The organism is Xanthomonas maliensis (assembly GCF_009192945.1).
GTDB classification, from domain to species: Bacteria; Pseudomonadota; Gammaproteobacteria; order Xanthomonadales; family Xanthomonadaceae; genus Xanthomonas; species Xanthomonas maliensis.
In genome coordinates, this window is sequence record NZ_NSET01000036.1 from 38,818 (window position 1) to 64,148 (window position 25,331).

Below are 25,331 nucleotides of genomic sequence, written 5' to 3' on the forward strand. Positions count from 1 at the left end.
TCGAGTCTGGAAGAGGCTGCCAGACGACGTCATGTGCCCCAGGTCATGCTGGTCTATCATCTCTGCGATGGATGCTTCACTTTTGCCGTTGGGCGGCTACAGCCGCCGCAGTCGGGACATTGCCCCGTTTCACGTCATGGCGCTGCTGGCACGTGCCAATGCGCTGGAACAGGCCGGCCACGATGTGATCCATCTGGAGATCGGCGAGCCGGACTTCACCACCGCCGCCCCCATCGTCGCCGCTGGCCAAGCCGCGCTGGCCGCTGGCCACACTCGCTACACCGCCGCGCGCGGCCTGCCCGCTCTGCGGGAGGCGATTGCCGATTTCTATGCGCAGCGTCATGGCTGCAGCATCGATCCGGAGCGCATCCTGATCACCCCGGGCGGCTCGGGCGCGCTGCTGTTGGCCAGCAGCCTGCTGGTCGACCCCGACAAGCACTGGCTGCTGGCCGACCCCGGCTATCCGTGCAATCGCCACTTCCTGCGCCTGGTGGAAGGCGCTGCGCAGTTGGTGCCGGTGGGCCCCGACAGCGACTATCAACTCACGCCCGCCTTGGTGCAGCAGCACTGGAACGCCGCCAGCGTGGGCGCGCTGGCGGCCTCGCCGGCCAACCCGACCGGCAGTGTGCTCACGCGCGACCAACTGGCAGCGCTGGCGACCGCCCTGCACGCGCGTGGCGGGCATCTGGTGGTGGACGAGATCTACCACGGGCTGACCTATGGGACGCAGGCCACCAGCGTGCTGGAGGTCGACGACAGCGCGTTCGTGCTGAATAGTTTTTCCAAGTACTTCGGCATGACCGGCTGGCGCCTGGGCTGGCTGGTGGCGCCGCCGGCCGCCGTGCCGGAGCTGGAGAAGTTGGCGCAGAACCTCTATATCAGCGCCTCCTCGATCGCCCAGCATGCCGCGCTGGCCTGCTTCAGTGCCGAAAGCATGGCGATCTTCGAAGCGCGGCGTGGCGAATTCCAGCAGCGCCGCGACTATCTGCTGCCGGCACTGCGCGCGCTCGGTTTCCGCATCGCCGTCGAGCCGCAAGGCGCGTTCTATCTCTATGCCGACGTATCGGGCTTCACCGATGACGCGCAGGCGTTCTGCGCACACTTCCTGGAAACCGAACACGTGGCGTTTACCCCGGGCATCGACTTTGGCCACCACCGCGCCAACCACCATGTGCGCATTGCCTACACGCAAAGCCTGCCCAGGCTACAGGAGGCGGTGACACGGATCGCGCGCGGGCTGGAGCGTTGGCCCACCTGAGCAGGGCTAGCACGGCGCTGCATCGCGGCGACTTGCCTGCGCCATTGCAGTGCGGACCAGACCCTCAACTTGACGGCAAGCACGCCTGCAACAGCACAGCTGCAGGCAATCCAAGCCGCTTCTGCGCCCCAGCATGACGCTCAGCCGCCAACCAGATCGCCCGCTGCGGCAACGACATCGCTGCGCAGGAGTTCCATCACCGCCAGCGGAAACAACAGGTATCTCGACACCAGGCACAGCACCTGCGATACGAGACCATAATCGCCGCCGATGCCATCGCCGCTGAAAAAGCAGAAATACCAGTACGCCACATACGCGGCGAGCATCGCTGCACGCAGCTGCGACCCGCCCGTCAATGGCGCGCGTGCGGCCGGAAACAGCCGACGAAAGAAATGCCACATCAGCCACAACGAGGGAACCAGCAGGAAAGGCAGCAGCACCCAGACGGACAGCCCGAGCCCGCGCGCCGCCAAGGCGATGTCGGCATGGGTGGCGATCGCCCGCAACGGCACATAGCTCCACACATTCCCTGCGCACATCAGCGCATAGGCGAGACAGAAACCGAGCAACGCTCTCGATCGCCGCACGACCCGCCAGCGCGCCGCCCAGGCAGCCACGCCATACATCGCGCCATTGCCCAGGAACGGCCCAGCCAGGGCAATGGCCGCAGCGGCCCAGCCCTGCCCGCTCGCAAAGATCGGCGCGTAGTCGACATTGTCCGATACGTCCCCGAGCAGCAACACATTGCCCAGGGTGGCCGCTCCATAGTCGATGCCAAACGGACGCGCCATCCACCCCAGGCACCACGCGGTCACGCTATGCGCATATTCGTGGGTCAGATAGGCCGCGGCGTGCGCGGCCAGCGCAAGTATCGCCATGGACAGTGCGAACAGCCAATACGACCACCAACGACGAACATCGCGTTCGCGTTCGAGAACAGCGACTTGGGCCAGCTGCGACATGACGATGACCTGAGAAGGAAAGGACAGGAACTTCGGGAAGCGCCGTCATCGTGTCGGACATCCTTGCCCGACACGCGGATCTTTCACTCACTCGGCCAGCCGCTCCCACAGGAAGCTGTAGGCCAGCGCCGCCATGTGCGCGGCCTGGGCATTGTTGGCCGAGCCGCCGTGCCCACCTTCGATGTTTTCGTAGTAGGTGACGTCCTTGCCCGCATCGATCATCTTCGCCGCCATCTTGCGGGCGTGCCCGGGGTGCACGCGGTCGTCGCGGGTGGAGGTCAGGAAAATCACCGGCGGGTAGGTCTTCTTCGGATCGAACAGGTGGTACGGCGAGAAGGTCTGGATGTACTTCCAGTCGTCGGTGTCCGGGTTGCCGTATTCGGCCATCCATGAGGCACCGGCCAGCAGGTGGCTATAGCGCTTCATGTCCAGCAACGGCACCTGCACCACCACCGCGCCAAACAGCTGCGGATACTGGGTGAGCATGTTGCCGGTCATCAGCCCGCCATTGCTGCCGCCCTGCACGCCCAGGTGCCTGGCGGTGGTGATCTTGCGCGTCACCAGGTCCTGCGCGACGGCAGCCATGTCCTCGTACGCCTTGTGGCGGTTCTGCTTGAGCGCGGCCTGATGCCAGCGCGGGCCGTACTCGCCACCGCCACGGATATTGGCCACCGCGTAGACGCCGCCCTTCTCCAGCCAGGCACGTCCCAGGCCACCGGAATAGTTCGGGGTCATCGAGATCTCGAAACCGCCATAGCCGTAGAGCAGGGTCGGGGTGTTGCCATCGAGCTTCAGGTTCTTGGGGCGAACCAGGAAATACGGCACGCGGGTGCCGTCCTTGCTGGTGGCGAAATGCTGTTCGATGGTGTCCTTGCCGGCATCGAAGAACGCCGGCATGGTCTTCAACGGCTGCGGCGCACTGCCCACGTCCACCCAGGACAGCGTGGTGGGTGTCAGGTAGTCGGTGACGGTGAGCCACAAGGCATCGCTGTCGTCGCTGTCCACCGCGCTGACATCCACCGTACCGAACGCCGGCGCGCCGACGAAAGCGCTCTTCTTCCAGCCCTGTGCCGTCGGAGTGATCACGCTCAGACGGTTCTTGACGTCCTCCAGCACGTTCAACACCAGATGCGAGCGGGTCCACACGACGCCGGCCAGCGAGGTGCGGTCGGTCGGCTCGAACAGCACGTCGAACTGGCGCTTACCGGCCATGAAGTCATCGAAGCGCGTGGCCAGCAGCGCACCGGCCGGGTAGGTCTTGCCGCCAACGGTCCAGGGGTCGCGCAACTCCAGCGTCAACCATTCGCGCTTGACGCTCTTGCTGGCGGAATTGGGGACGTCGACCTTGACCAGCTTGCCATCGGTCTGACGCAGATACAGCTCGTCGTTGTAGAAGGCCAGCGTGCGGCTGACGAAATCGCGGGCGAAGCCCGGCGTATCGTCATGCATCGCGGCGATGTACATGTCGGTTGGCTTGCCTTCGTAGACCACCGTGGCCGCGCTGAGCGGAGTGCCTCGCTTCCATTGCTTGGCAATGCGCGGATAGCCGGAACTGGTCATCGCGCCGGCACCGAAATCGGTGAACACATAGACGGTGTCGGCATCGACCCAGCCCAGGCCACCCTTGGATTCGGGCCGGAAGAAGCCATCGGCGACGAAGTGCTTGTCGACCAAGTCGAACTCGCGCGTGACATCGGCGTCGGCACCGCCGCGCGACAGCGCGATCAGGCAACGGCGGTAGTCCGGGCGCAGGCAGTCGGCGCCGTGCCAGACCCAGTTCTCGCCTTCGGCCTTGTTGAGCGCATCCAGGTCCAGCACCGTCTCCCACTGCGGTGCTGGCTTGCGATATTCCTCCAGCGTGGTGCGCCGCCAGAGCCCGCGCACGTGCTGTTTGTCCTTCCAGAAGTTGTAGTAGTACGCACCGATCTTCTGTACGCCAGGGATCTTCGCATCCGAATCCAGCACTTCGCGGATGCTCGCCTCCATCTGCTTGAAGGCCGGGGTGGAGGCCAGGCGCTCCTCGGTCTTGGCGTTCTGCGCCTTGACCCACTCCAGCGGCTTGCTGCCGGTGACATCTTCCAGCCAGGCGTAAGGATCGTTGGACACAGGAGGTTCCTCTGCAGAGACGGCGCCAGCGGCGATCAAGCCGGCAACCAGGCAGATCGAGGCGAACTTGGACATGGGGTTTCCGGACACGGACAAGCAGCTGACCGTAGCACGGCGCTCGCCGGGTCTCCCCTGCCGAAGGTCAGGCCACCTTGGCCTGCCCGGCCAGCCGCCCGGTCGGGTGCCGACGACGGGCTTGCGGCCCGCGTCGCCGCGCCGCGCCACGGCCGCGCTGCCGCGACCAGCGCCACTGCGGCAGGGCGAATCGGTACAGGCTCCACCACGCCACCATCGGCATGCCCACCAACCATAGCGGCAGCCAGCCGATCCAGGCATTGACGCCGCGCGCCGCCGGCCAGACCAGTACCAGAGCCAGGCCGGCCAGGGCCACCTGTCGCAACGGGCGCAGCACGCGCGGATCAGGGCGTTCGGTACGGCGAGACGGGCGATGCAGCATGACGGCACTCCACGGGGCAGGAAGGACAGGCCAGCAGAATGCCGCCGCCCCATCTCATCGGCTGCGACCTGAGGAGCGCCCCGCCCCACGGGCAGCTAGGTGCTGCTGCCCGCGCGCCGGTCCAGCCGCCGTGGCTGGCGCCAGACGCCCCCCTCTGGCCGGCTTCGCCACGGCGCCATGCCGCCAGAAACGTAGCGGACTGCGCCGGACCCGACCGTTGACACGAACTTGCCCCCTGCATGCGGTAGTGTTGATCACCAACCGTTCCCACGTGTGACGTCGTGATGCGCCTGACCGTTTCGATTGCCCTCGCCTTCCTGCTCGTCCTGGGCACGCCGGCGGCGCTTGCCAACAACACACCAACGCCCGAGCCAGCGCTCGACCTGCCCAAGTTGATGGGCACCTGGTACGTCATCGCCCGCATGCCCAATCCAGTCGAGCGCGGTCACGTCACCAGCCGCGACGAATACACCTTGGTGGAGGACGGCAAGGTCGCCGTGCGCTATCTCTACCGCGAGGGCTTTCACGAGCCCGAAAAAGAAGTGCGCGCACGCGCGTCGGTGGATGCCGAGAGCGGCAACCGCGACTGGCGGGTCTGGTTCTACAGGGTGATCCCGGCCAAGCAGCGCATCCTGGAAGTGGCCCCGGACGGCTCATGGATGCTGCTCTCCTATCCCGGCCGCGACCTGGCCTGGATCTTCTCGCGCACCCCGGACATGAGCCGCGATCTGTATCGCCAGCTGGTGAACAAGATGCGCGACGACTACGACATCTACACCGACAAGCTGCTGCGCGTGCCGCAGCTGCCTCAACAGGTGGACAAGCTCGGCTTCGAAGTGCCCGAAAAGCGCTGAGCGTCGCGCTGGCGCTAGCGGGCGGCGCGGATCACTCGTAGTTGCTCAGCGCCAGCGACAGCAGCGCCTTGGCCTGCTCGCGCAATGCGGTCGGCTCAACGATCTCCGCATCCGACCCGTAGTGCAGCACGTCCATCAGCAGCTCGCGCGAGACGCTGTAGGGCACCTTCAGCTCGTAACGCCCATCGGCCAGGAAGCGCCCCTGCTGCTTGGAGTGCCAGTGTTCGTCGGCCACCCAGCGTGCCGCCTTGGCACTGAACACGATCGTCGCCCAGCCCTTGGGCGCACCGGAAAAGATGCCGTAGCTGGCAGCCAACTGTTCGTCCAGCTCGCTGTCGGGCACGTCGCGCGGGGCGGTGTCGACGATGCGCGCATGGTTGATGCGGTCAACGGCGAAGCTGCGGACGCCTTCGCGGGTATGGTCCCAGGCGTCCAGATACCAATTGTCGCGGTAATGGGTGATGCGCTGCGGCGACACCGTGCGCTTGGTCGATTCGTCGGTGGAACGGGCGCGATAGTCGAAGCTCAGCTGCTTGCGCTCCAGCACCGCCGAGGCCACGGTGCGGAAGCTGGCTTCGTCCAGCTTGCGGCCCCGGTGCGGAATCACCCGCACCCGATCAACCGGCCACTGCGACACCCCGGCCTGGGCGGCCAGCAGCCCCTCGATCCGCTGCTGCAATGGCGCCAGCATCGACGACAACACGCCACCACCGGTACGCGACAGCAGCTGCTGGGAGGCCAGCAAGGCGTGTAGTTCTTCCGAACTCAGCCACAGCCCGGGCAGTTCGAAGCGATCGCTTTCGCCGGACAGGTAGCGGAAGCCGGCTTCGCCATCGCCCTCCACCGGCGCCATCAGCGCGTCGCGCAGAAACGCCAGGTCGCGATAGACAGTGGCACGGGAACAACCAAGCTCGTCCTGCAGCCGCGCCACCGTGACCGGGTAGCGGGCCGACTTGAGCAAGCGATGCAGGGCGTTGATGCGTTCGTAGCGGTCCATCCGCAGATTATGTCCGAGTCTTTGCACCGGCGGTGAGTGCGGCGGGGTGGCGCCACCGCAGGACGACACAAAACTGCCGGTCGACGCAAGCCAATCTCGCTGCAAGGCGCCAGCGGCCCTGGCCCGATGGTCCACGTCCCCATCCCCAGCCCTGGAATGCCGCCGCGCCACGAGCGACCGAACCTCCACTAAAGCGAACGCTTCACTTTGGGCTAACGGAACCGCTGGGTCCGGTATCATGAAATCGCTTCCACCCCCCATCCGAGAGTCCGCCATGTCGCGCCGTGCCCCGTTGTCCGTCCTGCTGCCACTGCTGTTGGTCCCGCTTGCTGTCCAGGCCCAGGTGATGGCACCGGCACCGACCATGGCGCCGATCGATCCAGCCGCCGCCGTGGTGCCCTCGCCCTGGAGCGGCAGCAGCGGCGAGCTGGGGTATGCCTCGGCGCACGGCAACAGCACCACCGACAGCCTCAACGGCCGCGTCCGCCTGCGCTATACCGATGGCGACTGGATCCACAGCCTGGACGCCACCGCCCTGCGCTCCAGTTCGGAATACACCAATACCAATGACGACGGCACCACCACGCGCGAGCGCCAGACCACCGCCGAGCGCTACACCGGCAGCGTCGGGAGCGCGCTGCAGCTGGGCGAGCATCGCCAGCTGACCGCGACCGGCCGCTACGAACACGACGATTTCGCCACCTACGACCGCCTGGCCACCATCGGTATCGGCTACGGCACGCGGCTGATCGATGCCAATCGTTTCTATCTCGATGCCCAGGTCGGCCCGGGTATCCGGCGCGCGCACAACAGCGAAGACGACCGCAACGAGACCGGCCTGATCGGACGCGGGCTGTTCGACCTGAAGTACACCGTCACCGACAACACCGACATCATCAACACCTTGCTGGTGGAATCGGGCGAATACAACACCTATGCGCAGAACGACTTTGGCGTGCAGGTCAGCATGAATTCGCACTTCGCGTTGAAGGCGGCCTGGCAGATGCGCCACAACAGCGATGTCAGCGACAACGACAAGAAGACCGATACGCTGACCACGGTCAACCTGGTCTATACGTTCAAGTGATTCGCTGTTGGGCGGCGGGCGCGACGCTGGCATCAGCACCAGTGCGCCCACACGCAACGCCCATGCAGGGCATGTCGTCGCTGGCGGCGACCTGCCGCCAGGGGTCGCGGTGAACCACGCGCAGCGGCATCGCATGCTCGATCTTGCGCTGCGACCGCCGCGCGTCCTGCGCATCGCGCGACCGGCGCCTGCCAGGCACGGCGACGCACGTCGCTACAGTTCGGACAGCAGCTGGCCGGCGCCCTTGTCGAACAGTCCCTGGGCCACGCGAGCGCCCAGGGCCTCGCTGTCGTCGGCCGTGCCGCGTGCCTGCGCATGGATCAGCCGGCCATCGCTGGCGCTGCCGACCATGCCTTGCAGCAGCAGGCCGTCGCCGTCCCAGCGCGCGAACGCGCCCACCGGCACATGGCAGCTGCCGTGCAGCGCGCGGTTCATTGCACGCTCGGCAGCGACGCAGGCGCGCGTGCTGTCGGCATCCAGCACTGCCAGCAGCGCGTGGACGCGGGCATCGTCGCCACGACATTCCACCGCCACGGCGCCTTGCGCCGGTGCCGGCAGCCAGTCGGGCGCATCCAGCCGTGCGGTGATGCGCTGCTCCAGGCCAAGCCGCTGCAAGCCGGCACAGGCCAGCACGATGGCGTCGTAACCGCCGTTGTCGAGCTTGGCCAGGCGGGTGTTGACGTTGCCGCGCAGGTCGATCAATTGCAGGTCCGGACGCGCGGCCCGCAGCTGCGCCTGCCGGCGCAACGACGAGGTCCCGACGCGCGCGCCCAGCGGCAGCGCCTGCAGGGTGGCATACAGATTGGAGACCAGGGCATCGGCGGGATCGCCGCGTTCGAGGATGGCCGGCAACACAAACGGCGCGTCCAACTCCATCGGCACGTCTTTGAGCGAGTGCACCGCGCAATCGGCCTCGCCGCGCAGCATCGCCAGCTCCAGTTCCTTCAGGAACAAGCCCTTGCCGCCGATCGCCGCCAACGACCGGTCCAGGACCTCGTCACCGCGCGTGCTCATCGGAATCAGCACCACCTCCAGGCCGGGATGGTGCTGGCGCAAGGCGGCGGCGACATGTTCGCTCTGCCAGAGGGCGAGCGGGCTCTTACGGGTGGCGATGCGCAGGGTGGTCATGGCCCCATTATCGCGGAGCCGGCCTCCAACTCATACCTGGCGCAATTGCTCGCGCAGACTGGCCACGCAGCGCCGGCTCACTTCCAGCGTGCGCGGGACGTTGCGCAGCACCGCATGCACCTGGCCATCGCCGCTGCGGCGCAGTTCGACCAGCTCCGAACGCGCCACCAAACAATTGCGATGGATGCGGACCAGGCGATCGGCGAACTCGTCTTCCAGCGATTTCAGCGATTCCTCGATCAGGTCTTCGCCGCGCGCATGATGGACGATGACGTACTTTTCCTCGGCCTGCAGGTAGTGGATGTCCTGCACGGCGATCAACCGCAGGCTGCCGCGCAAGCGCGCGCACAGGTGACTGCGCTGCGGTTGCGCTTGCGGCGGCGCGACCGGCGCGGCAACGGGCGCGCGCCCGGCCAGGAAGGTCGCCACCCGCGCCAACGCGGCGGCCAGACGCTCCGGGCGCACCGGCTTCATCAGGTAGTCGAGCGCGGCGGCGTCGAAGGCCGACAGCGCGTGCTGATCGTAGGCGGTGCAGAACACCACCGCCGGCTGCGGCTGGCACTGTCGCAGCAGGCGCGCGGTTTCCAGCCCATCGACGCCCGGCATGGCGATGTCCAGCAGCACCAGGTCCGGGTGCTGCTGCTCGCAGAGCTGCAGCACTTGCTGGCCATTCTCCGCCTCGCCGACCACGTCGACTTCCGGATGCTCCTCCAGCAGCAGCCGCAGGCGCTCGCGCGCCAGCGGTTCGTCGTCGGCGATCAGTACTCGCACTTGCGTGGCCGTCATGGCATCCCCCCGCGCTACTGCGATTGCCCGCTCACTTCAGCGGCACCGTGATCTCACACGCATAGTAGCCCTCGGCCCAGCCGGCCGCCATCCGCGCGCCGGCACCGAACTGAAACGCCAGCCGGTGCGAGATGCTGGCCTGGGCATGGCCGGCACCGGCCGCCAGCAGCGGCAGCGACGGTGCCCCCGGCGCAGGGGCAGGATTGACGATGCGGATGTGCAACTGCCCGCCGCGCTGGCGTAACGACAAATACAGCGTGCCGCCTTCGGGCATGCGCGAGACCCCGTGCAACACCGCGTTCTCGACCAGCGGCTGCAGCACCAGCCGTGGCATCGGCAGGTCCCAGGGCAAGGGCTCCTCGCGATGCCAGCGCACCTGCAGGCGCTCGCCCAGGCGCAGCGATTCGATCGCCAGATAGCGCTCGGCCAGTTCGCATTCGGCACGCAAGGTGGACACGCCCTCGCCAGCACCCAACGCGGCGCGGAACAGGTCCGACAGATCCAGGACCGCCTGCTCGGCCACCACCGGATCGCGCCGCAACAGGCTGGCGATCAGGTTCATGCTGTTGAAGAGGAAATGCGGGCGGATGCGCGCCTGCAGGGCGTCGGCCTCGGCGCGGGCATTGGCCTGCACCTGCGCCTCCCAACGGTCGCTGACATAGAAATAGCGCAGCGCCAGGGCGGTGATCAGCACCACGGTGGCGGCACTGCCGAGGGTAAAACGCCAGAAGCCGACCAGCGGCCCCAACGGCGACTGGCCAATGACCGCGTACAGGCCGTGCACCACACCCGCACCGGCCACTGCGACCAGGGCCGCGATCGACAACGCGGCCAAGGCGCCCAGCCGCGGTGGCAGACGCGACAGTCCGGGCCGCAGCGCGCACAGCAGCACGGTCACTGCCAGCGCCAGCCACAGCGCCAGGCCGCTGGCCGACAGGAAACGCGACACCGTGAGGCCGCGGCCGGCATCGGTATCCGGGACCAGGGTCACCACCAGCACGACCAATTCGGCCAGGCCCAGCATCGCGCCGAGCCGCGGCAGCCGGCACAGGTCCGGCATCCAGGCGATCTGCGGCGTCCCCTGGCCCATCGATCAGGCCGCGCCCAGGCGCGCCTGCATCCAGTTCCGCAGCGCCTCGATCTCTTCGATGCAGACCTGGTGGCCCATCGGGTAGTCGTGCCACTCCAACCCGAAGCCCAGCCCGCGCAGCAGCTCGGCGCTCTGCTTGCCGGCCTGGTAAGGCACCACCGGATCGGCGCTGCCATGCGCCATGAACACCGGTTGCCGCATCGCCTCGGCCTGCACCTGCGCGGCGGCAGCGCCCGGATCGGGCAAATAGGTGGACAGCGCGATCAACCCGGCCAGCGGCACGCGCCGCTGCAGGCCTACCGCCAGCGTGACCGCGCCGCCTTGCGAGAACCCGGCCAGCAGGATGCGCTCGGGGGCGATGCCGCGCGCCTGCTCGCGCTCGATCAATGCCTCGACCTGGGCCACCGACTCGGCGATGCCCGCCTTGTCGGCGCGCTGGGCGAAGTCCATGCCGACGATGTCGTACCAGCCGCGCATGCGCACGCCGTTGTTGATCGTGATCGGGCGGATCGGCGCATGCGGGAACACGAAGCGCAACGCCGGCCAGTGCGGCCGCACCACTTCCGGCACCAGCGGCGCGAAGTCGCTGCCGTCGGCACCCAGGCCGTGCAGCCAGATCACCGTCCACTGCGGATCCGCTCCGGTATCGCGTTCGATCGTTTCCAGCATGTCCTGCTCCGCCTGATGGCAGGCCATTATGCCTGCGCTCCCGGCGCCGCTGCCGATCGAGGCAAGGTGCGCGGGGCAGGCGAGCGCGACGCGTCAGATCAGCGCCGGCTCCTGCGCGGCGGCGCGGCGCAGCTCGGCGGCACGCACCAGCACCTTGGGCGGCGCCAGCTCTTCGGGAATGCAGAAGATCCCCAGCCGGCGCAATGCCAGGCCAGTCCGGCGCAACGAGGTCACCGCCACCACCGGGATCGACAACGCCATGCCGATCACCACCGGCGCCATCCATGCCGCCAGCGACGGCGAGACCGCATAGGCCACGGCCCCCATGAACACGCCGAATACCGTCAAGCCACCATAGCTGCGCAACAGCGCCGGCCACGACAGCTTGCCATCGTCGCGCACCTGCGCATCCCAGCCCGAATCCTTGCCGGCGAGCACTTCGAACACGCCACGCGACTGCAAGTACATCACCACCGGTGCCATCAGCGCCGCCAGGATGGTTTCCAGCAAAATGCTGACCGCTGCGCGGAGGGCACCGCCGCAGGCGCGGCGTTCGCGCGGGTCGAACAGCAGGGCGATGTAGCCGAGCAGCTTGGGCGCCAACAGCACGAACATGGTGCAGACGAAGATCCAGATCGCATTGCCCTGGCTGCTGCCGTGCCAATAGCGCGCCGGCGAGAACGGCAGGCCTTCGGCAAGGTTGATGCCATCGCCCGCCAGCGGAATCCCGATGCCGACCAACATCAGCAGGCCCCACATCGGCGCGGTGAAATAGTGACCGATGCCGATCAACATATGCAGGCGGCTGACCCAGTGCAGCCCCTTGGCACCGACGATCTTGGCGTGCTGCAGGTTGCCCTGGCACCAGCGGCGATCGCGGATCAGCAGGTCGGTCAGCGTCGGCGGGCCTTCTTCGTAGCTGCCCTGCAGGTAAGGCACCATGTGCATCGCCCAGCCGCCGCGCCGCATCAGCGCCGCCTCGACGAAATCATGACTGAGCACGTGGCCGCCAAACGGCTTGCGCCCACGCAGCGACGGCAGACCGGCATGGTCGGCGAAGGCCTGGGTGCGGATGATCGCGTTGTGACCCCAGTAATTGCTTTCGGCGCCATGCCACCAGGCCACGCCATAGGCGATGATCGGTCCGTAGACGCGTCCGCCGAATTGCTGCATGCGGGCGAACAGCGTCTGCCCGTTGACCACCGCCGGCAAGGTCTGGATCAGCCCGACGTCCGGATTGTTTTCCATGCCGGCGACCAGCCGCACGATGGTGTCGCCGGTCATCACGCTGTCCGCGTCCAGTATCAGCATCTGCGGATAATTGCCGCCGAAGCGACGCACCCAGTCGGCGATGTTGCCGGCCTTGCGCGCGGCATTGCTGGCGCGCCGACGGTAGAAGATGCGGCCGTGCCCGCCGACGCGATCGCATAACTGGTTGTAGACCAGCTCTTCGGCGCGGCCGATGTGCTCGCGCGTGGTATCGCTGAGCACGAAGAAATCGAAATGCTCCAGCTGCCCGGTCTCGGCCACCGATTCGTAGATCGCCTGCAGCCCCGCCAGCAGCCGGCGCGGATCTTCGTTGTAGGTGGGCATCAGCAGCGCGGTGCGCGTGCGCAGCGTCGGCAGCGGCGCATCCGGGTCGATGCCCAGCTTGCGTCCGGCGCGCGCCACCACGGTGATGAAGCCGGCGACCGCACTGGCGAAGGACATCGCAATCCAGGCGAACAGCAGCACGAACAAGCCCAGCAAGCAGCCTTCCAGCACACTGATGCCATCCGGCCACAGCACGCTGAGCATGACCCACACCGCCACCGCGGTGGTGGCCAGGGTGCCCCCGAGCAGATAGAAACGGCGCAGGCCGATGCCGGGCGGCGCGGTGCGTTGCCTGGGAACCTGCAGGCTGCCGTCGCGCAGCGACTGCTCGGGCATCGGCAAGGGCGCTTCGGGCGGCAACGTGGCCTGGCCGGCATCGAGCAGGGAACGCGAGGCGGAATCGGTCGTTACGGGAGAAAGGGTCACGGTGCCGTCCATCAGGGCTGCCCGCCGTTCGACGACGACGACAGCACGGGCGGGAACGGACTGGTGGGTGCCAGACCGCGCGGCCGGGACCCTGCACGCAGCATCCCGTCGGTGTACGACCATATCGCAGTAGAACCACTCCGGTGCACAAGCTCTCCTGGCTGCGACATCGCGTCGCGGCTCATCGTAAAGAATCGTTCGTTAAAGAAGCGAAGACCGCCGCTGCAGTCCTCGTCCCTCCCGACGAGGACCGCGCGGCAGACTACGCCGCAGCAACCGAACGCAACCCCAACAGCCTGCCTGCTGCGATGCAGGCTGTCACGCCACTGCGCCCGCTTGCGGGGAGCGCCCTGCACGCCCCCCATCCCACCCGGCTGCCGGCGCTGCCCCGCACAGTCCCACATGCAGGATGTGTGCCCAATGCTGCCCTTCGCCCGGCTCCTGCTGCGCCGGACTAGTCGCGCGTCGCCGCGCTGGCGTCGCGTGCGGCGCGGAATTCCGAGTCGCGACTCCAGTTCGGCCACTGCCGCGAATCGGCCAGCTGCTGGCCGAGTGCGTACAACACCGCCAGGTCGCGCGCTGCACCGGCGAACGTCCAGTCCGGCTGCCACTCGTCGCCTTGCTGGTGATAGCGCTTGGCGGTGTAGTCGTCGGCGGCTGCCTTGCCGGCCGCCACCCCGCCCACTTCCCAGTCCTGGCCGGCCGCATACGACAACGCCGGCACGCCGCGCTTGGCGAAGGAGAAGTGGTCCGAGCGGAAGAAATACCCGGCCTCCGGCTTGGGGTCGGGGGTGTAGCGCAGCGTCCATTGCGCGGCGACGGTCTTGAGCTGGTCGAGCAACTCCAGCTTGGCGGTGCCATAGATGCCGAAGTCGCGCGACGGCACGAACGGGCTCATGCCGTCCATGTTGATCACCGCCACGGTCTTCTCCAGCGGGTACAGCGGCTTGGACGCATAGAACTCCGACCCGAGCAGCCCCTTCTCCTCGGCGGTGACTGCCAGGAACACCACCGAGCGCTGCGGACGCGGGCCCTTGGCAAAGCCGCGCGCCAGTTCCAGCAGCGCGGCGGTGCCGCTGGCGTTGTCGAGCGCGCCATTGAAGATGGTGTCGCCACGCGCATCCGGCTTGCCGACGCCGAGATGGTCCCAATGCGCGCTGTAGATCAGCGTCTCCTCCGGATGCGTGCTGCCCGGCAGCCGCGCGACCACGTTGTGCGAGGTGATGACGTCGGACGCGACCTTGTAGCGGGCGCTCAAACGCTGGCCCTGCAATTCGACAGGGCGGAATGCCGGCGTCTGCGCCTGTCGCTTCAGTGCGTCGAAATCCAGCCCGGCCTGGGTGAACAGGCGCACGGCGAGATCGCGCTGGATCCAGCCTTCCAGGGTCGGATGGGCCGCACGCGGATCGTCGCGGACCACGTCGAACATGGTGTTGGTATTGGAACTGGCCACCGTGTCCCAGCCATAGGATGCCGGGGCAGTCTCGTGCACCACCAGCACACCGAGCGCGCCCTGGCGCGCACCCTCTTCGTACTTGTAGGTCCAGCGACCGTAATACGTCATGCCCTTGCCATCGAACGCGCCCTTGCCGGTGTCGAAATCGGGGTCATTGATCAGCACGACGGCGATCTTGCCCTTCAGATCCACGCCCTTGAAGTCGTCCCACTGGCGCTCCGGCGCCTTGACGCCGTAACCGACGAAGACCAGCGGGGCGTTTTCGATATCGACCTGCTGCGAGCCATCCAGCGCCGCACGCACGGCGATCTCCTTTCCCTGCGTCAGCGCCTGCTGCTTGGCACCGGCGTGCACCGCAATGGACGGCGCGCCGACGATAGTGGCGCGGCGCAACGGCACGGCCTGCGTCCACAGTCGCTTGCCCTCCTGCAGATCGCCTCCCGGCTGCAAGCCTGCCGCGGCGAATTGCGCGCTGAGGTAGGCGACCGTCTTCTGCTCGCCGGCGGTGGCCGGGCCGCGGCCTTCGTAGGCGTCCGACGCCAGGATTCTGACGTCCTGCGACAGCCGTTTGCCATCGAAGGTGGGCGTTGCCGCCATCGCTGCGCTCGAGACCGCCATTACCAACGTCGCCACGACGTGTCGCTTCATTGCATTCCCCCGCTACTGTTCAGACAGTCTGCGAGTGTAGGCCACCACTCCATTGCCTTGCAGCGCGACGGGCCCGAGCCGCGACTGCGGTGACCACGCCGCAGCTCAGAACAGATCCACGCTACCGGTCTGCTGCGTGACCTGGCTCATGCGCCCGCTGGCGACCAGTTCGGCGTAGACCGCGATCTGGTTGCGGCCATGCTGCTTGGCCCAGTACAGCGCCTTGTCGGCCTCGTCCAGCAGCTGACTGATCAACCGTCCTGGACACAGGGCCACCATGCCCCCGCTCAAGGTCACCGTGCCGACCTGTGGAAACACATGACCGGCCACCAGCTGGCGAAATCGCTCGAACAGACCGACCGCCGTCTCGCGATCCACGCCACGCAACACGATGACGAATTCCTCGCCGCCGAACCGGAACAGCAGATCATCGCGACGGAAGGCTCGCTGCATCAGCTGCGCCACCAGCAACAACACCTCGTCTCCGTACAAATGACCGAAGGTGTCGTTGACCCGCTTGAAGTGGTCGATATCGACGATTCCGAGCCAGACCTCCTGATCGGCCGTGCCGGCACCGCCGGCGACCAGACGCAGCACGATGTCGTCGAAGGTCTTGCGGTTGCGCAAGCCCGTCAGCGGATCGCGCTGGGCATCGTCGAGCAGGCTGCGGTAGTTGTGGAAGAACCGCGCAAACCCCTGCAACAGCAGTCGCTCGGCGCCTGCAGGGGCTTGCGTGCCACTCACCTGCAGGCAGGTGCGCACGCCACGCGACTCCATCATCGGATAGACCAACAGCTCCCTGCCGTCCTGCTGCAGCCGCACCGCTTCGCCTGGCACATGCAGCTCGGCCAGGACATGCGCGTGCGCAGCGCCGACATCGGCCACCCGGGTCGCCAATTGCCCATCGTCCTGCAAGGAGGTTTGGGCCACCGTGCGCCCATCGGCCGCGATGCGCAGCAAGGCCAGCTCCGGCGCGGCGCAGACCGCCTGCATGGTCCGCAACAAGCTCAGATCCAGCAGATCGGCGTCGCGGATGGCACTCATGTCCACCATCCGTTCCAGCATCGGGAGCGAACTCATTGCGGCACGCCCCCGGCGTCGGCCACGCGCACTCCGCGACGGCCGTCACCGACGATCGCATCTCCAGGTCTGCACCCCACTGACTCCACTGCCGCGCCCCCCGACGCCCCTGATGCCGGGTCATCGGCGTTGCGACGACGAACTTGAGTCTGCCGGCACCCACCACGCCGCGGCGCCGCAAGCGGCCATGACGGCCCGCCTCAAGGCAACGCGGATTCCAGCGCATCCTCGCTGCCGGCCTGCGCCTGCAGGCGCCGGCTGGCGGCATTCAGGCCCTGCACCCGCACGTCCAAGTGGTGATGACGCAGGCGCTGCACCACCTTGCCCAGCGCCGCCACCGCCGTGATGTCCCAGAAATGCGCCCGGCTGGCATCGATGATCACCGCCCGCCCCGGTACCTCGCGCGCGTCGAAGGCATCGATGAACACATCGGCCGAGGCGAAGAAGACCTGTCCGCGCACCGTATACGTGCGCACCCCGTCCGCGCCGTCGACGTGCTCGATCTGCAACAGCCGCGCCACCTTGAAGGTGAAGAAGACCCCGCTCAACAGCACCCCGACGCCGACACCGGCGGCCAGGTTGTGGGTGGCCAAGGTCACTGCCACCGTCGCCAACATGACCACGCTGGAGGTGCGCGGGTGGCTGATCACGGTCCGCAACGAGCGCCAGTCGAAGGTCTCCACCGACACCATCACCATGATCGCCACCAGCGCCACCACCGGCACCTGCGACACCCACGGCTTGAGCAGCACCATCAGCACAAGCAGGAACACCCCGGCGAACAGCGTCGACAGCCGGCCACGCCCGCCGTACTTCACGTTGCCCACGGTCTGCCCGATCATGCCGCAGCCGGCGATGCCGCCGAACAGACTGGCCGCGGCATTGGCCAGCCCCAGGCCGGTGCACTCGCGATTCTTGTCGCTGGGCGTGTCGGTCAGTTCATCGACCACCCGTGCAGTCATCATCGACTCCAGCAAGCCGACCATCGCAATGGCCAGCGCCGGTAGCGCAATGATGCGCAAGGTCTCCCAGGTCAGCGGCACGCCCGGCCACTGCAAGCTCGGCAAGGCGGTGGGCAGCTTGCCGAGGTCGGCCACGGTCTTGACCGGCAAGTGCAGCGCCGATGCCGCCACCGTCAACAGCAGGATGCACAGCAACGGCGAAGGGATGGCCGCCAATCCAGGCAAGCGGAGCCGCGGCAGCCCATAGATCACCGCCAACCCGGCCGCCAGCAACATCCAGCTGATGGCATTGGCGCCCAGCAGGTGGGGCAGCTGCGCGGCGAAGATCAATACCGCCAGTGCATTGACGAAGCCGGTGCGCACCGAACTGCTGACAAAGCGCATCAGCACGCCCAGGCGCAGCAGGCCGAACACGATCTGCACCAGTCCGGCGAGCAGGCCGGCGGCCAGCAGATAGGGCAGCCCATGCGCGGCCACCAGCGGCGCAGCCACCAAGGCGACCGAGCCAGCCGCCGCGGAGATCATCGCCGGCCGCCCCCCGCAGAAGGCGATCACGATCCCGATCACGAACGAGGCGAACAGGCCGACCTGCGGATCGACGCCGGCCACGAAGGCGAAGGCGATCACTTCCGGGATCAAGGCGAAGGTGGCGACGGCGCCTGCCATCAGCTCGCGCGCAGGCGCGGCACGCCATTGCAGCAATTCGGCACGTAACACGGACATCGGCAACACTCCAGCAGTAGAACCCGCGCTGCCGACCGCGCAGCGGCGCTTTGAAGGGATGGATGGATCGTCAGCGAATGCGGAACGACGGCGGCGTTGCGCCGGCTTGGCTGACACAGGCGAGCGTCGCCTGGCAGTCGCTATTGTGCGTGAAAGCGATGACGGCCGCAGCAGCGATGTGACCGGTGCGGCAATGCGTTCTTCTGTGGTCGAGGTCACGCCAGCGCGTAGAGGCGAGGACGAAGATGCCTGCCTCGCCGCGCCCGGTCGTCGGGCTCGGTCTCAATGGAGAACGCCATGTCAGCCCTGAAGACAGCAAGCACCCTAGCGTTGGCCGCCGCGCTGGCGCTGGCCGCCGCGCCAGCGTTCAGCTATTCGATCAGCAACAACAAGGTGGTCGACGACAACGGCAAGCGCGTACAACTCAAAGGCGTCAACTGGTCCGGCTTTGAGACCAGCGACCACGTTGCGCACGGCCTGTGGGCGCGCAACTGGAAGGACATGATCGCGCAGATGCAAGGCCTGGGATTCAACGCGGTGCGCCTGCCCTTCTGCCCGGCCACCCTGCTCAACTCCACCACGCCTACCAGCATCGACTACAGCCGCAACCCCGACCTGCAGGGACTGAGCGCGCTGCAGATCTTCGACAAGTTCATCAATGAATTCAACCGACGCGGCATGTATGTGCTGCTGGATCACCACCGCCCCGACTGCGGGGCGATTTCCGAGCTCTGGTACACCAGCTCCTACTCCGAGGCACAGTGGTTGAGCGACCTGCGCTTCGTGGCCAACCGCTACAAGAGCGTGCCAAGCGTGATCGGCGTCGACCTGAAGAACGAACCGCATGGTGCCGCCACCTGGGGGACCGGCAATGCCTCCACCGACTGGAACAAGGCCGCCGAACGCGCCTCGGCGGCGGTGCTGGCGATCGCGCCGAAGTGGCTGATCGTGGTCGAAGGCATCACCGACAACCCGGTGTGCTCGACCAATGGCGGCATCTTCTGGGGCGGCAACCTGCAGCCGCTGGCCTGCGCGCCATTGAATATTCCGGCCAACCGCCTGTTGCTGGCGCCGCACGTCTACGGTCCGGATACCTACGTGCAGTCGTACTTCAACGACAGCAACTTCCCCAACAACATGCCAAATATCTGGGAGCGCCATTTCGGCCAGTTCGCCAGCAGCCATGCACTGCTGCTGGGCGAGTTCGGCGGCAAGTACGGCGAGGGCGATGCGCGCGACAAGCCCTGGCAGGATGCGCTGGTGACCTACCTGCGCAGCAAGGGCATCGACGAAGGGTTCTACTGGACCTTCAATCCCAATAGCGGCGACACCGGCGGCATCCTGCGCGACGATTGGACCAGCGTGCGCCAGGACAAGATGACCATGTTGCGCACGTTGTGGGGCACTGGCAGCAGCAGCGCGGCGACGACCGCCAAGGCGATCACTTCCACCACCGGCAACCGCGACTAACGCGACGTCGCACTATCGTCGTCTCCTTTCGGGGATGAAAGCCGGATGTGTTGCGCGCGCCAGCCGTCCGGCTGGCGCGCGCAAACGGAATTGCCGCGGCACGCGATAGCGCATCGCAGGTCGCAACCTTGCTGCGTTGCAATGCCATCGTGCGTCAATGAACACAACCGCGGATGCGTCTGCTGCCCAGCGTCATCGCCGCGCAGCAGGCGCCTTGTGCGCCGCCCATTCGCGCAGATCGCATACGCATGTACGCGCGCTGCCGCGTCCGCAGCAACCGCAATGTGCAGCGCGACAATGTGCAGCGCGACGCAGCACGACCTCCGAGACAGCGACGACGTCGATCCGCAGCGAGCGCGACCGCCCCCTTCGGCACGACACCACGCAACAAGCGGACCCTGCCGCAGATAGCATTCAATGCAATGGCATTCACGCCGATATCCAGCGCAACGCGCGTGCGCGCTCTCCCTGGATGTCCTGATGCGTCTGTTGTCTTTTCTTCGGCGCCACGTCGCCAATCTCCCGTTGACCCGCAAGTTCGTGCTGTTGTGTTCGCTACTGGCGGTCGGCGTGATCCTGTTGGCGGTGGCTGCGGCACGATTGCAGTACCTGGACCTGATCGAGGCGCGCAAGCTCAGCGTTCGCACCGAGGTGGAGATGGGCCTGACGGTGCTGCAGCACTATGCCGACAAGGTCAAGCAGGGCGCGATGAGCGAGCAGCAGGCCAAGCAGGCCGCGAGTGCCACGCTGGCGGACATGCGCACCAACGATGGTGTGGACTATTTCTTCATCGTCGATCCGCAGATGCGCATCGTCATGCATCCCAAGCGCGCGGTCGGCACCGACATGAGCGACTACAAGAGCGATGCCGGCCAGTACGTCTACCGCGACATCAAGACCGCCATCGAGCGCGGCGATGGTTTCAGCTACTACCACGCACCCAAGCCCGGCAAGCAGGAGCAGTTGCCGAAGATCAGCTACGCCAAAGCGTTCCCTGGCTGGAACTGGGTGTTGGTGATGGGGGTCTACGCCGAAGACATCCAGCAGGAGGCCTGGGGCTTTACCCGCACCCTGACCTTGATCGGCGGTGGCCTGGTGGCGGTGGTGATCGGCCTGTGCTGGCTGATCGCCTCGGCAATGTCCGCACCGCTGCGCGCGGCTACGCGGACCGCCGAGGCGATCGCCTCGGGTCATTTCGACAACGCCATCCAGGTCGAATCGCGCGATGAGACCGGCCAGCTGATGCAGAGCATGCAGCAGATGCAGGATCAGTTGCAGCGCTTCAACCGTGAGATGCAGACGATGATCCACCTGCAGCAGGGTGAGGACATCAGCCACCGCATGCCAGAAGACTTCCCGGGCGACTACGGCACTCTGGCGCATGGCGTGAACACCGTGGTGTTCGAACACCTGGACGCGATCAACGAGGCGATGGAGTTGATGGGCGAGTACGGATGTGGCGATCTGCGCCGCGACATGCGCCGCCTGCCTGGCCAGCGCGCCGCATTGCACCAGGCGCTGGACACCGTCAAGGCCAATCTGTCGGCGATCAATGGTGATATCGCGCGCCTGGCCGATGCCGCCGCCCGTGGCGATTTCAGCGCGCGCGGCGAGCAGGCGCGCTACCAGTTCGCCTTCGCCGAAATGGTGCAGGCCTTGAACCAACTGATGCAGCAGGCCGATGCCGGCCTGGAAGACGTCGGCCGCATCATGGGCGCGATCGCCGATGGCGATCTGTCGCAGCGGGTGCAGGCGCAGTACCAGGGCGCGTTCGGACGCTTGGCCGACGCGGCCAACCGTACCGCCATCCAGCTCACCGGCATCGTGCAGGGCATCCAGCATTCGGCCAACACCATCAATACGGCGGCCAGCGAGATCGCCAGCGGCAATAGCGACCTATCCAGCCGCACCGAGCAGCAGGCCGCCAATCTGGAAGAGACGGCCGCTTCGATGGAAGAGCTGACCTCCACCGTGAGGCAGAACGCCGACAACGCGCGCCAGGCCAATCAGTTGGTCAAAGGCGCCGGCGAAGTGGCCGAAGCCGGTGGCCGCGTGGTGCAGGACGTGGTGCGCACGATGGCCTCGATCACGCAGGCCTCGGCGCGCATCGCCGACATCATCGGCGTGATCGATGGCATCGCTTTCCAGACCAATATCCTGGCGCTCAATGCCGCGGTGGAAGCCGCGCGTGCCGGCGAGCAGGGCCGTGGCTTTGCAGTGGTGGCCTCGGAAGTGCGGGCGCTGGCCCAGCGCTCAGCCGGTGCCGCCAAGGAGATCAAGCAGCTGATCTCCGAGTCGGTGGAACAGGTCGAGCAGGGCTCGGGGCTGGTGCAGCAGGCCGGCAGCACCATGACCGAGGTGGTGAGCTCGGTCAGGCGCGTCACCGACATCATGGCCGAGATCACCGCCGCCAGCAGCGAGCAGAGTGCCGGTATCGAGCAGGTCAGCCAGACGGTGATGCAGCTGGACGAAATGACCCAGCAGAACGCCGCGCTGGTCGAGGAAGCCACGGCGGCCGCGCGCAGCCTGGAAGATCAGGCCGCCGACCTGACGCGCGCAGTGGCGGTCTTCCGCTTCAGCGCAGCACCGTCAGCGCGACCAGCGGTCGCAGTGGAACAGGCGGCCTGAGTGCGCCGCCGGCGGCCCGCGCGACGATCGCGGCACAGATCGACGACCCCGTCGATGACCACCAACGCTGGCCGCGCGGCCACCGGCGCACGCTGTCGCCAGGTTGCGCGGTCTCGTTGCCTTGCTGCGATCCGATCGCGTTGCGCCGCGTGTCCGCGGCCGTCACTGACAGGGTTCAGCGCGTGGCGTCGCGGGTTGCAGTTCCACCGCGCGAGCGCTTGGCGGCATACATCGCCTCGTCGGCCGCATGCATGAGCGCGGCGGCATCGGCCTGACTGCCCTGTTGCCAGGCGGTGCCGATGCTCGGCTGAATCGGCAGCTGCTGTCCGTCGAAGTGGGTACCGCTGGCAGCGGCTGCGCGAATGCGCGCAGCGACGCGGGCGCATTCGGCCTGCGGGTCGTCCAAGCCATCGAGCAACACCACGAATTCGTCGCCGGCCAGCCGCGCGACCAGATAGCGCGCTCCGCTCGCCTGTTGCAGGCAGCGGCCGAATGCCACCAGGACCGCATCGCCGGCGCGGTGCCCGTACACATCGTTGATGCGCTTGAAGCCATCCAGGTCCAGGAACATCACGGCGACCGCATGGTCTTGCGTCTGCGCGCGCGCGACAGCCTGCTGCAGGGCGTCCGACCAGGCATGCCGATTGGGCAGCCCGGTCAGCGCATCGCGGGTGGCTTGCTCATGCATCAACCGATGCAGGGCCTTGTGTGCGGTCACGTCCTGGGCCATCAGGAAGAAACCATGGGCGGTCGCCTGCGCGTCGGCCAACGCCGGCACCAGCACGATCTCGACATCGCGCGTCTGCGCATCGACCTGCAGCACATGTTCGAAACTGGCCCGCTGCCCCTGGGCGACCTGTGCCAGAGCCGCATGCGCAGCGTCGCTCAGCTGTCCACCCAGCAGTTGAGTGAGCGACAGCCCCACCAGTTCGGCCGGCTCCAGGCCCAGCCATGCGCGGTGCGCCTGGTTGGCGAACAGGCAGCGCTGCGCCGCATCGAACTGACCCACCAGCGCGGGTATCGCATCGCTGATCGCGCGCAAGCGCGCCTCACTGGCTGCCAGCCGTTCGGCGGCGATATGGCGCTCGGTCACGTCCTGGACTTGCGAGACGAAATGCACTGGCGCACCCGTGTTGTCGCGCACCAGCGACACCGACAGCTGCGCCCAGATCGTCGCGCCCTGCCGGCTGATGTAGCGCTTGGCCAGGCTGTAGCTGTCGCGGCTGCCGGCCACCAGCTCGTGCAGCAGCTCCAGATCCACCAACAGATCGTCCGGGTGGGTGATGGCCTGGAAGGTGGTCTGCAGCAGTTCCTCACGCGCATATCCCAGGATGCCGCACAGCGCCGGATTGACGTCGCGCCAATGCCCCTCCAGCGAGACGATCGCCATGCCTTGCGGCGCGGTCTCGAAGGCGCCGCTGAAGCGTTCGGCCGCCAGCTGCGCAGCCGCCTGGGCCTGCAGCTCCGGGGTGACGTCGATGGCCATCGCCAGATAGCCGGCCACGCCCTGCCGCGCATCGCGAATGACGTTGAAGCACAGCCGTACCTTTCGTTGCTCGCCATCCTTGCGAACGAGCGTCCACACGTCCTCGGTCGCCAGATCGCCGGCCGCTGCGGCGGCCAGGCCGACATAGGAGGTCGGCGCCGAGGGCGCTGCCTGCATGCGCGCGGCCAGCTCGTCCGGCAAGTGGAGGTGCGACGGGCAAGTACCGATCGCCTCGCTGGCGGAATAGCCCAGCAAGTGTTCGGCGCCGGGATTGAACAGTTCGATGCGCCCCTGCGGATCGAAGGTGATGATCGCCACATCGTGCGAGGCATCCACCAGCGCCTGCAGGCGCGCCCGTTCGGCCGCCAGCGCCGCCGAGGCCTGGCGCAGCTCGGTGATGTCGTGCATCACGCAGACCGCGCCCGAGGCGCCGCCCTCCGCGTTGTCCATCGGATCGGCATTGCACGACACGGTGCGCGGCGCCTGGCCGGTGGCGCGGATCACCAGCTCGGCGTTGCGCACATGCTCGCCGCGCAAGGCGCGCACCAGCGGGATGGCCTCGGTCGGCAGCAACGTCCTGCCATCGGCCGCATAGAGATCGAAATACTGCGCCCATTGCTCCGGTGGCAAGGCGCGTGGGTCGGTGCCGTGCCACAACCGGGCGACGTGATTGAACTCGCGCAGCAAGCCGTCGCTGCCGCAAGCGACCACGCCGTCGGGCATGGCTTCCAGCAACAGGCTCAGGGTCTGCCGCTGCGCCTGCGCCAACTGGCGATCGCGGCGCGCCTCCAATTGGGTCACCGCCTGTCGCGCCAGCCGGATCAAGGCCTGCTTCTGCACGTCGTCCAGCGCACGCGCGTGCGGGCTGAGGGTGCACAAGGTGCCGTAGGCGTAGCCTTCGCGTCCGATCAAAGGAACGCCGGCGTAGGAGCGAACGTTGGGCGCGGCGGTGACCAGCGGGTTTTCGCTGAAGCGCGGGTCGGCCAGCGCATCGGTCACCTCCAGCAGCTCGTTCCCCATGAGGGTGTGGGCGCAGAACGCCACGCTGCGCGGCGTCCCCTCCAGATCGAGTCCGCAGCGCGCCTTGAACCATTGGCGATCGGCGTCCATCAGCGACACCAGCGCGATCGACGCCCCAGTGACATGCGCCGCCAGCCAGACGATGTCGTCGAATTCCTGCTCGGGCGCGCTGTCCAGCACCCCCAGCCCACGCGTCGCCTCGACGCGCGCAGCATCGTTGGCGGGAATGGGATACAGCGCGGACATGGGCATAGGCGGATCGGCTGGTGGCGGGCAAGGACACGGTAGATCGCCCCCGGTAACGGCCAGGCGATGGGCAACTTGAGAAGCCGCAAGCGCCCCCGACCGTCGTCCTTGACCGCCACGATCCGCGAACGGCGCCCCCGCGACCGCCGCCGCCGGGCATTTGCGACATCGCCAAGCAGACACTACGCTCGGCCGATTG

The 25,331-nt window shown here is 67.2% G+C and carries 16 protein-coding genes and 2 pseudogenes; 5 read left to right on the forward strand and 13 right to left on the reverse strand.

All coding sequences use genetic code 11. The annotated features are described in order from the left end of the window. Nucleotides 1-67 precede the first annotated feature (67 nt). Nucleotides 68-1,258, forward strand: a complete 1,191-nt coding sequence (locus CKY51_RS11845) for a pyridoxal phosphate-dependent aminotransferase (protein WP_022972558.1) — start codon at nucleotides 68-70, stop codon at nucleotides 1,256-1,258. A gap of 140 nt (nucleotides 1,259-1,398) precedes the next feature. On the opposite strand, the gene CKY51_RS22705 is transcribed toward CKY51_RS11845, so the two are convergent. The 3 genes from CKY51_RS22705 to CKY51_RS11860 all read right to left on the reverse strand — a co-directional run bounded on the left by CKY51_RS22705 (nucleotide 1,399) and on the right by CKY51_RS11860 (nucleotide 4,783). After that, the gene (locus CKY51_RS22705; RefSeq protein ID WP_022972559.1) at nucleotides 1,399-2,220 is read right to left on the reverse strand and encodes a hypothetical protein; all 822 of its coding nucleotides are present in this window, start codon (nucleotides 2,218-2,220) and stop codon (nucleotides 1,399-1,401) included. A gap of 87 nt (nucleotides 2,221-2,307) precedes the next feature. Then, nucleotides 2,308-4,401: a prolyl oligopeptidase family serine peptidase gene (locus tag CKY51_RS11855; protein WP_152249275.1), complete on the reverse strand. Its 2,094-nt coding sequence runs from the start codon at nucleotides 4,399-4,401 to the stop codon at nucleotides 2,308-2,310. Between the two features lie 67 nt (nucleotides 4,402-4,468). Then, on the reverse strand, nucleotides 4,469-4,783 hold the full coding sequence (locus CKY51_RS11860; protein WP_022972561.1) for a hypothetical protein: 315 nt from the start codon (nucleotides 4,781-4,783) through the stop codon (nucleotides 4,469-4,471). A 284-nt stretch (nucleotides 4,784-5,067) separates the two neighbouring features. On the opposite strand from CKY51_RS11860, the gene CKY51_RS11865 reads away from it, so the two are divergent. Beyond that, entirely contained in the window at nucleotides 5,068-5,637 is a 570-nt protein-coding gene (locus CKY51_RS11865) for a lipocalin family protein (RefSeq protein WP_022972562.1), read from the forward strand. A 31-nt stretch (nucleotides 5,638-5,668) separates the two neighbouring features. Here the strand turns inward: CKY51_RS11865 and CKY51_RS11870 are convergent, their stop codons facing one another. Then, the gene (locus CKY51_RS11870; RefSeq protein WP_022972563.1) at nucleotides 5,669-6,634 is read right to left on the reverse strand and encodes a helix-turn-helix transcriptional regulator; all 966 of its coding nucleotides are present in this window, start codon (nucleotides 6,632-6,634) and stop codon (nucleotides 5,669-5,671) included. Between the two features lie 274 nt (nucleotides 6,635-6,908). Between CKY51_RS11870 and CKY51_RS11875 the strand changes: the two genes are divergently transcribed. Next, complete coding sequence (locus CKY51_RS11875; RefSeq protein WP_022972564.1) at nucleotides 6,909-7,721, forward strand: DUF481 domain-containing protein; 813 nt, start codon at nucleotides 6,909-6,911, stop codon at nucleotides 7,719-7,721. A 213-nt stretch (nucleotides 7,722-7,934) separates the two neighbouring features. On the opposite strand, the gene hemC is transcribed toward CKY51_RS11875, so the two are convergent. From hemC to CKY51_RS11915, 8 genes are all read right to left on the reverse strand, one after another. Continuing rightward, on the reverse strand, nucleotides 7,935-8,849 hold the full coding sequence (gene hemC, locus CKY51_RS11880) for a hydroxymethylbilane synthase (RefSeq protein ID WP_022972565.1): 915 nt from the start codon (nucleotides 8,847-8,849) through the stop codon (nucleotides 7,935-7,937). Nucleotides 8,850-8,879: 30 nt separating this feature from the next. Continuing rightward, nucleotides 8,880-9,635 (reverse strand): LytR/AlgR family response regulator transcription factor, encoded by a 756-nt coding sequence (locus tag CKY51_RS11885; protein ID WP_022972566.1) that lies wholly within the window; start codon nucleotides 9,633-9,635, stop codon nucleotides 8,880-8,882. A gap of 31 nt (nucleotides 9,636-9,666) precedes the next feature. Continuing rightward, complete coding sequence (locus tag CKY51_RS11890; protein WP_022972567.1) at nucleotides 9,667-10,725, reverse strand: sensor histidine kinase; 1,059 nt, start codon at nucleotides 10,723-10,725, stop codon at nucleotides 9,667-9,669. Between the two features lie 3 nt (nucleotides 10,726-10,728). Then, entirely contained in the window at nucleotides 10,729-11,394 is a 666-nt protein-coding gene (locus CKY51_RS11895; protein WP_031339865.1) for an alpha/beta hydrolase, read from the reverse strand. A 93-nt stretch (nucleotides 11,395-11,487) separates the two neighbouring features. Continuing rightward, nucleotides 11,488-13,425, reverse strand: coding sequence for a glucans biosynthesis glucosyltransferase MdoH (mdoH, locus tag CKY51_RS11900; protein WP_022972569.1), 1,938 nt, complete (start codon nucleotides 13,423-13,425; stop codon nucleotides 11,488-11,490). A gap of 442 nt (nucleotides 13,426-13,867) precedes the next feature. Then, nucleotides 13,868-15,517, reverse strand: coding sequence for a M28 family metallopeptidase (locus CKY51_RS11905; RefSeq protein ID WP_022972571.1), 1,650 nt, complete (start codon nucleotides 15,515-15,517; stop codon nucleotides 13,868-13,870). Nucleotides 15,518-15,622: 105 nt separating this feature from the next. Next, nucleotides 15,623-16,597, reverse strand: a complete 975-nt coding sequence (locus CKY51_RS11910; protein WP_031339866.1) for a GGDEF domain-containing protein — start codon at nucleotides 16,595-16,597, stop codon at nucleotides 15,623-15,625. Between the two features lie 200 nt (nucleotides 16,598-16,797). Beyond that, nucleotides 16,798-18,282, reverse strand: a complete 1,485-nt coding sequence (locus tag CKY51_RS11915) for a SulP family inorganic anion transporter (RefSeq protein ID WP_022972573.1) — start codon at nucleotides 18,280-18,282, stop codon at nucleotides 16,798-16,800. A gap of 297 nt (nucleotides 18,283-18,579) precedes the next feature. Between CKY51_RS11915 and CKY51_RS11920 the strand changes: the two are divergent. Both CKY51_RS11920 and CKY51_RS11925 read left to right on the forward strand, forming a co-directional pair. Next, nucleotides 18,580-19,734, forward strand: a pseudogene (locus tag CKY51_RS11920) (glycoside hydrolase family 5 protein); the annotation flags it as partial. A gap of 498 nt (nucleotides 19,735-20,232) precedes the next feature. Continuing rightward, nucleotides 20,233-22,380, forward strand: coding sequence for a methyl-accepting chemotaxis protein (locus CKY51_RS11925; RefSeq protein ID WP_152249277.1), 2,148 nt, complete (start codon nucleotides 20,233-20,235; stop codon nucleotides 22,378-22,380). A gap of 175 nt (nucleotides 22,381-22,555) precedes the next feature. Here CKY51_RS11925 and CKY51_RS11930 read toward each other — a convergent pair. After that, nucleotides 22,556-25,251: pseudogene (locus CKY51_RS11930) on the reverse strand (PAS domain S-box protein). Nucleotides 25,252-25,331: the final 80 nt, after the last annotated feature.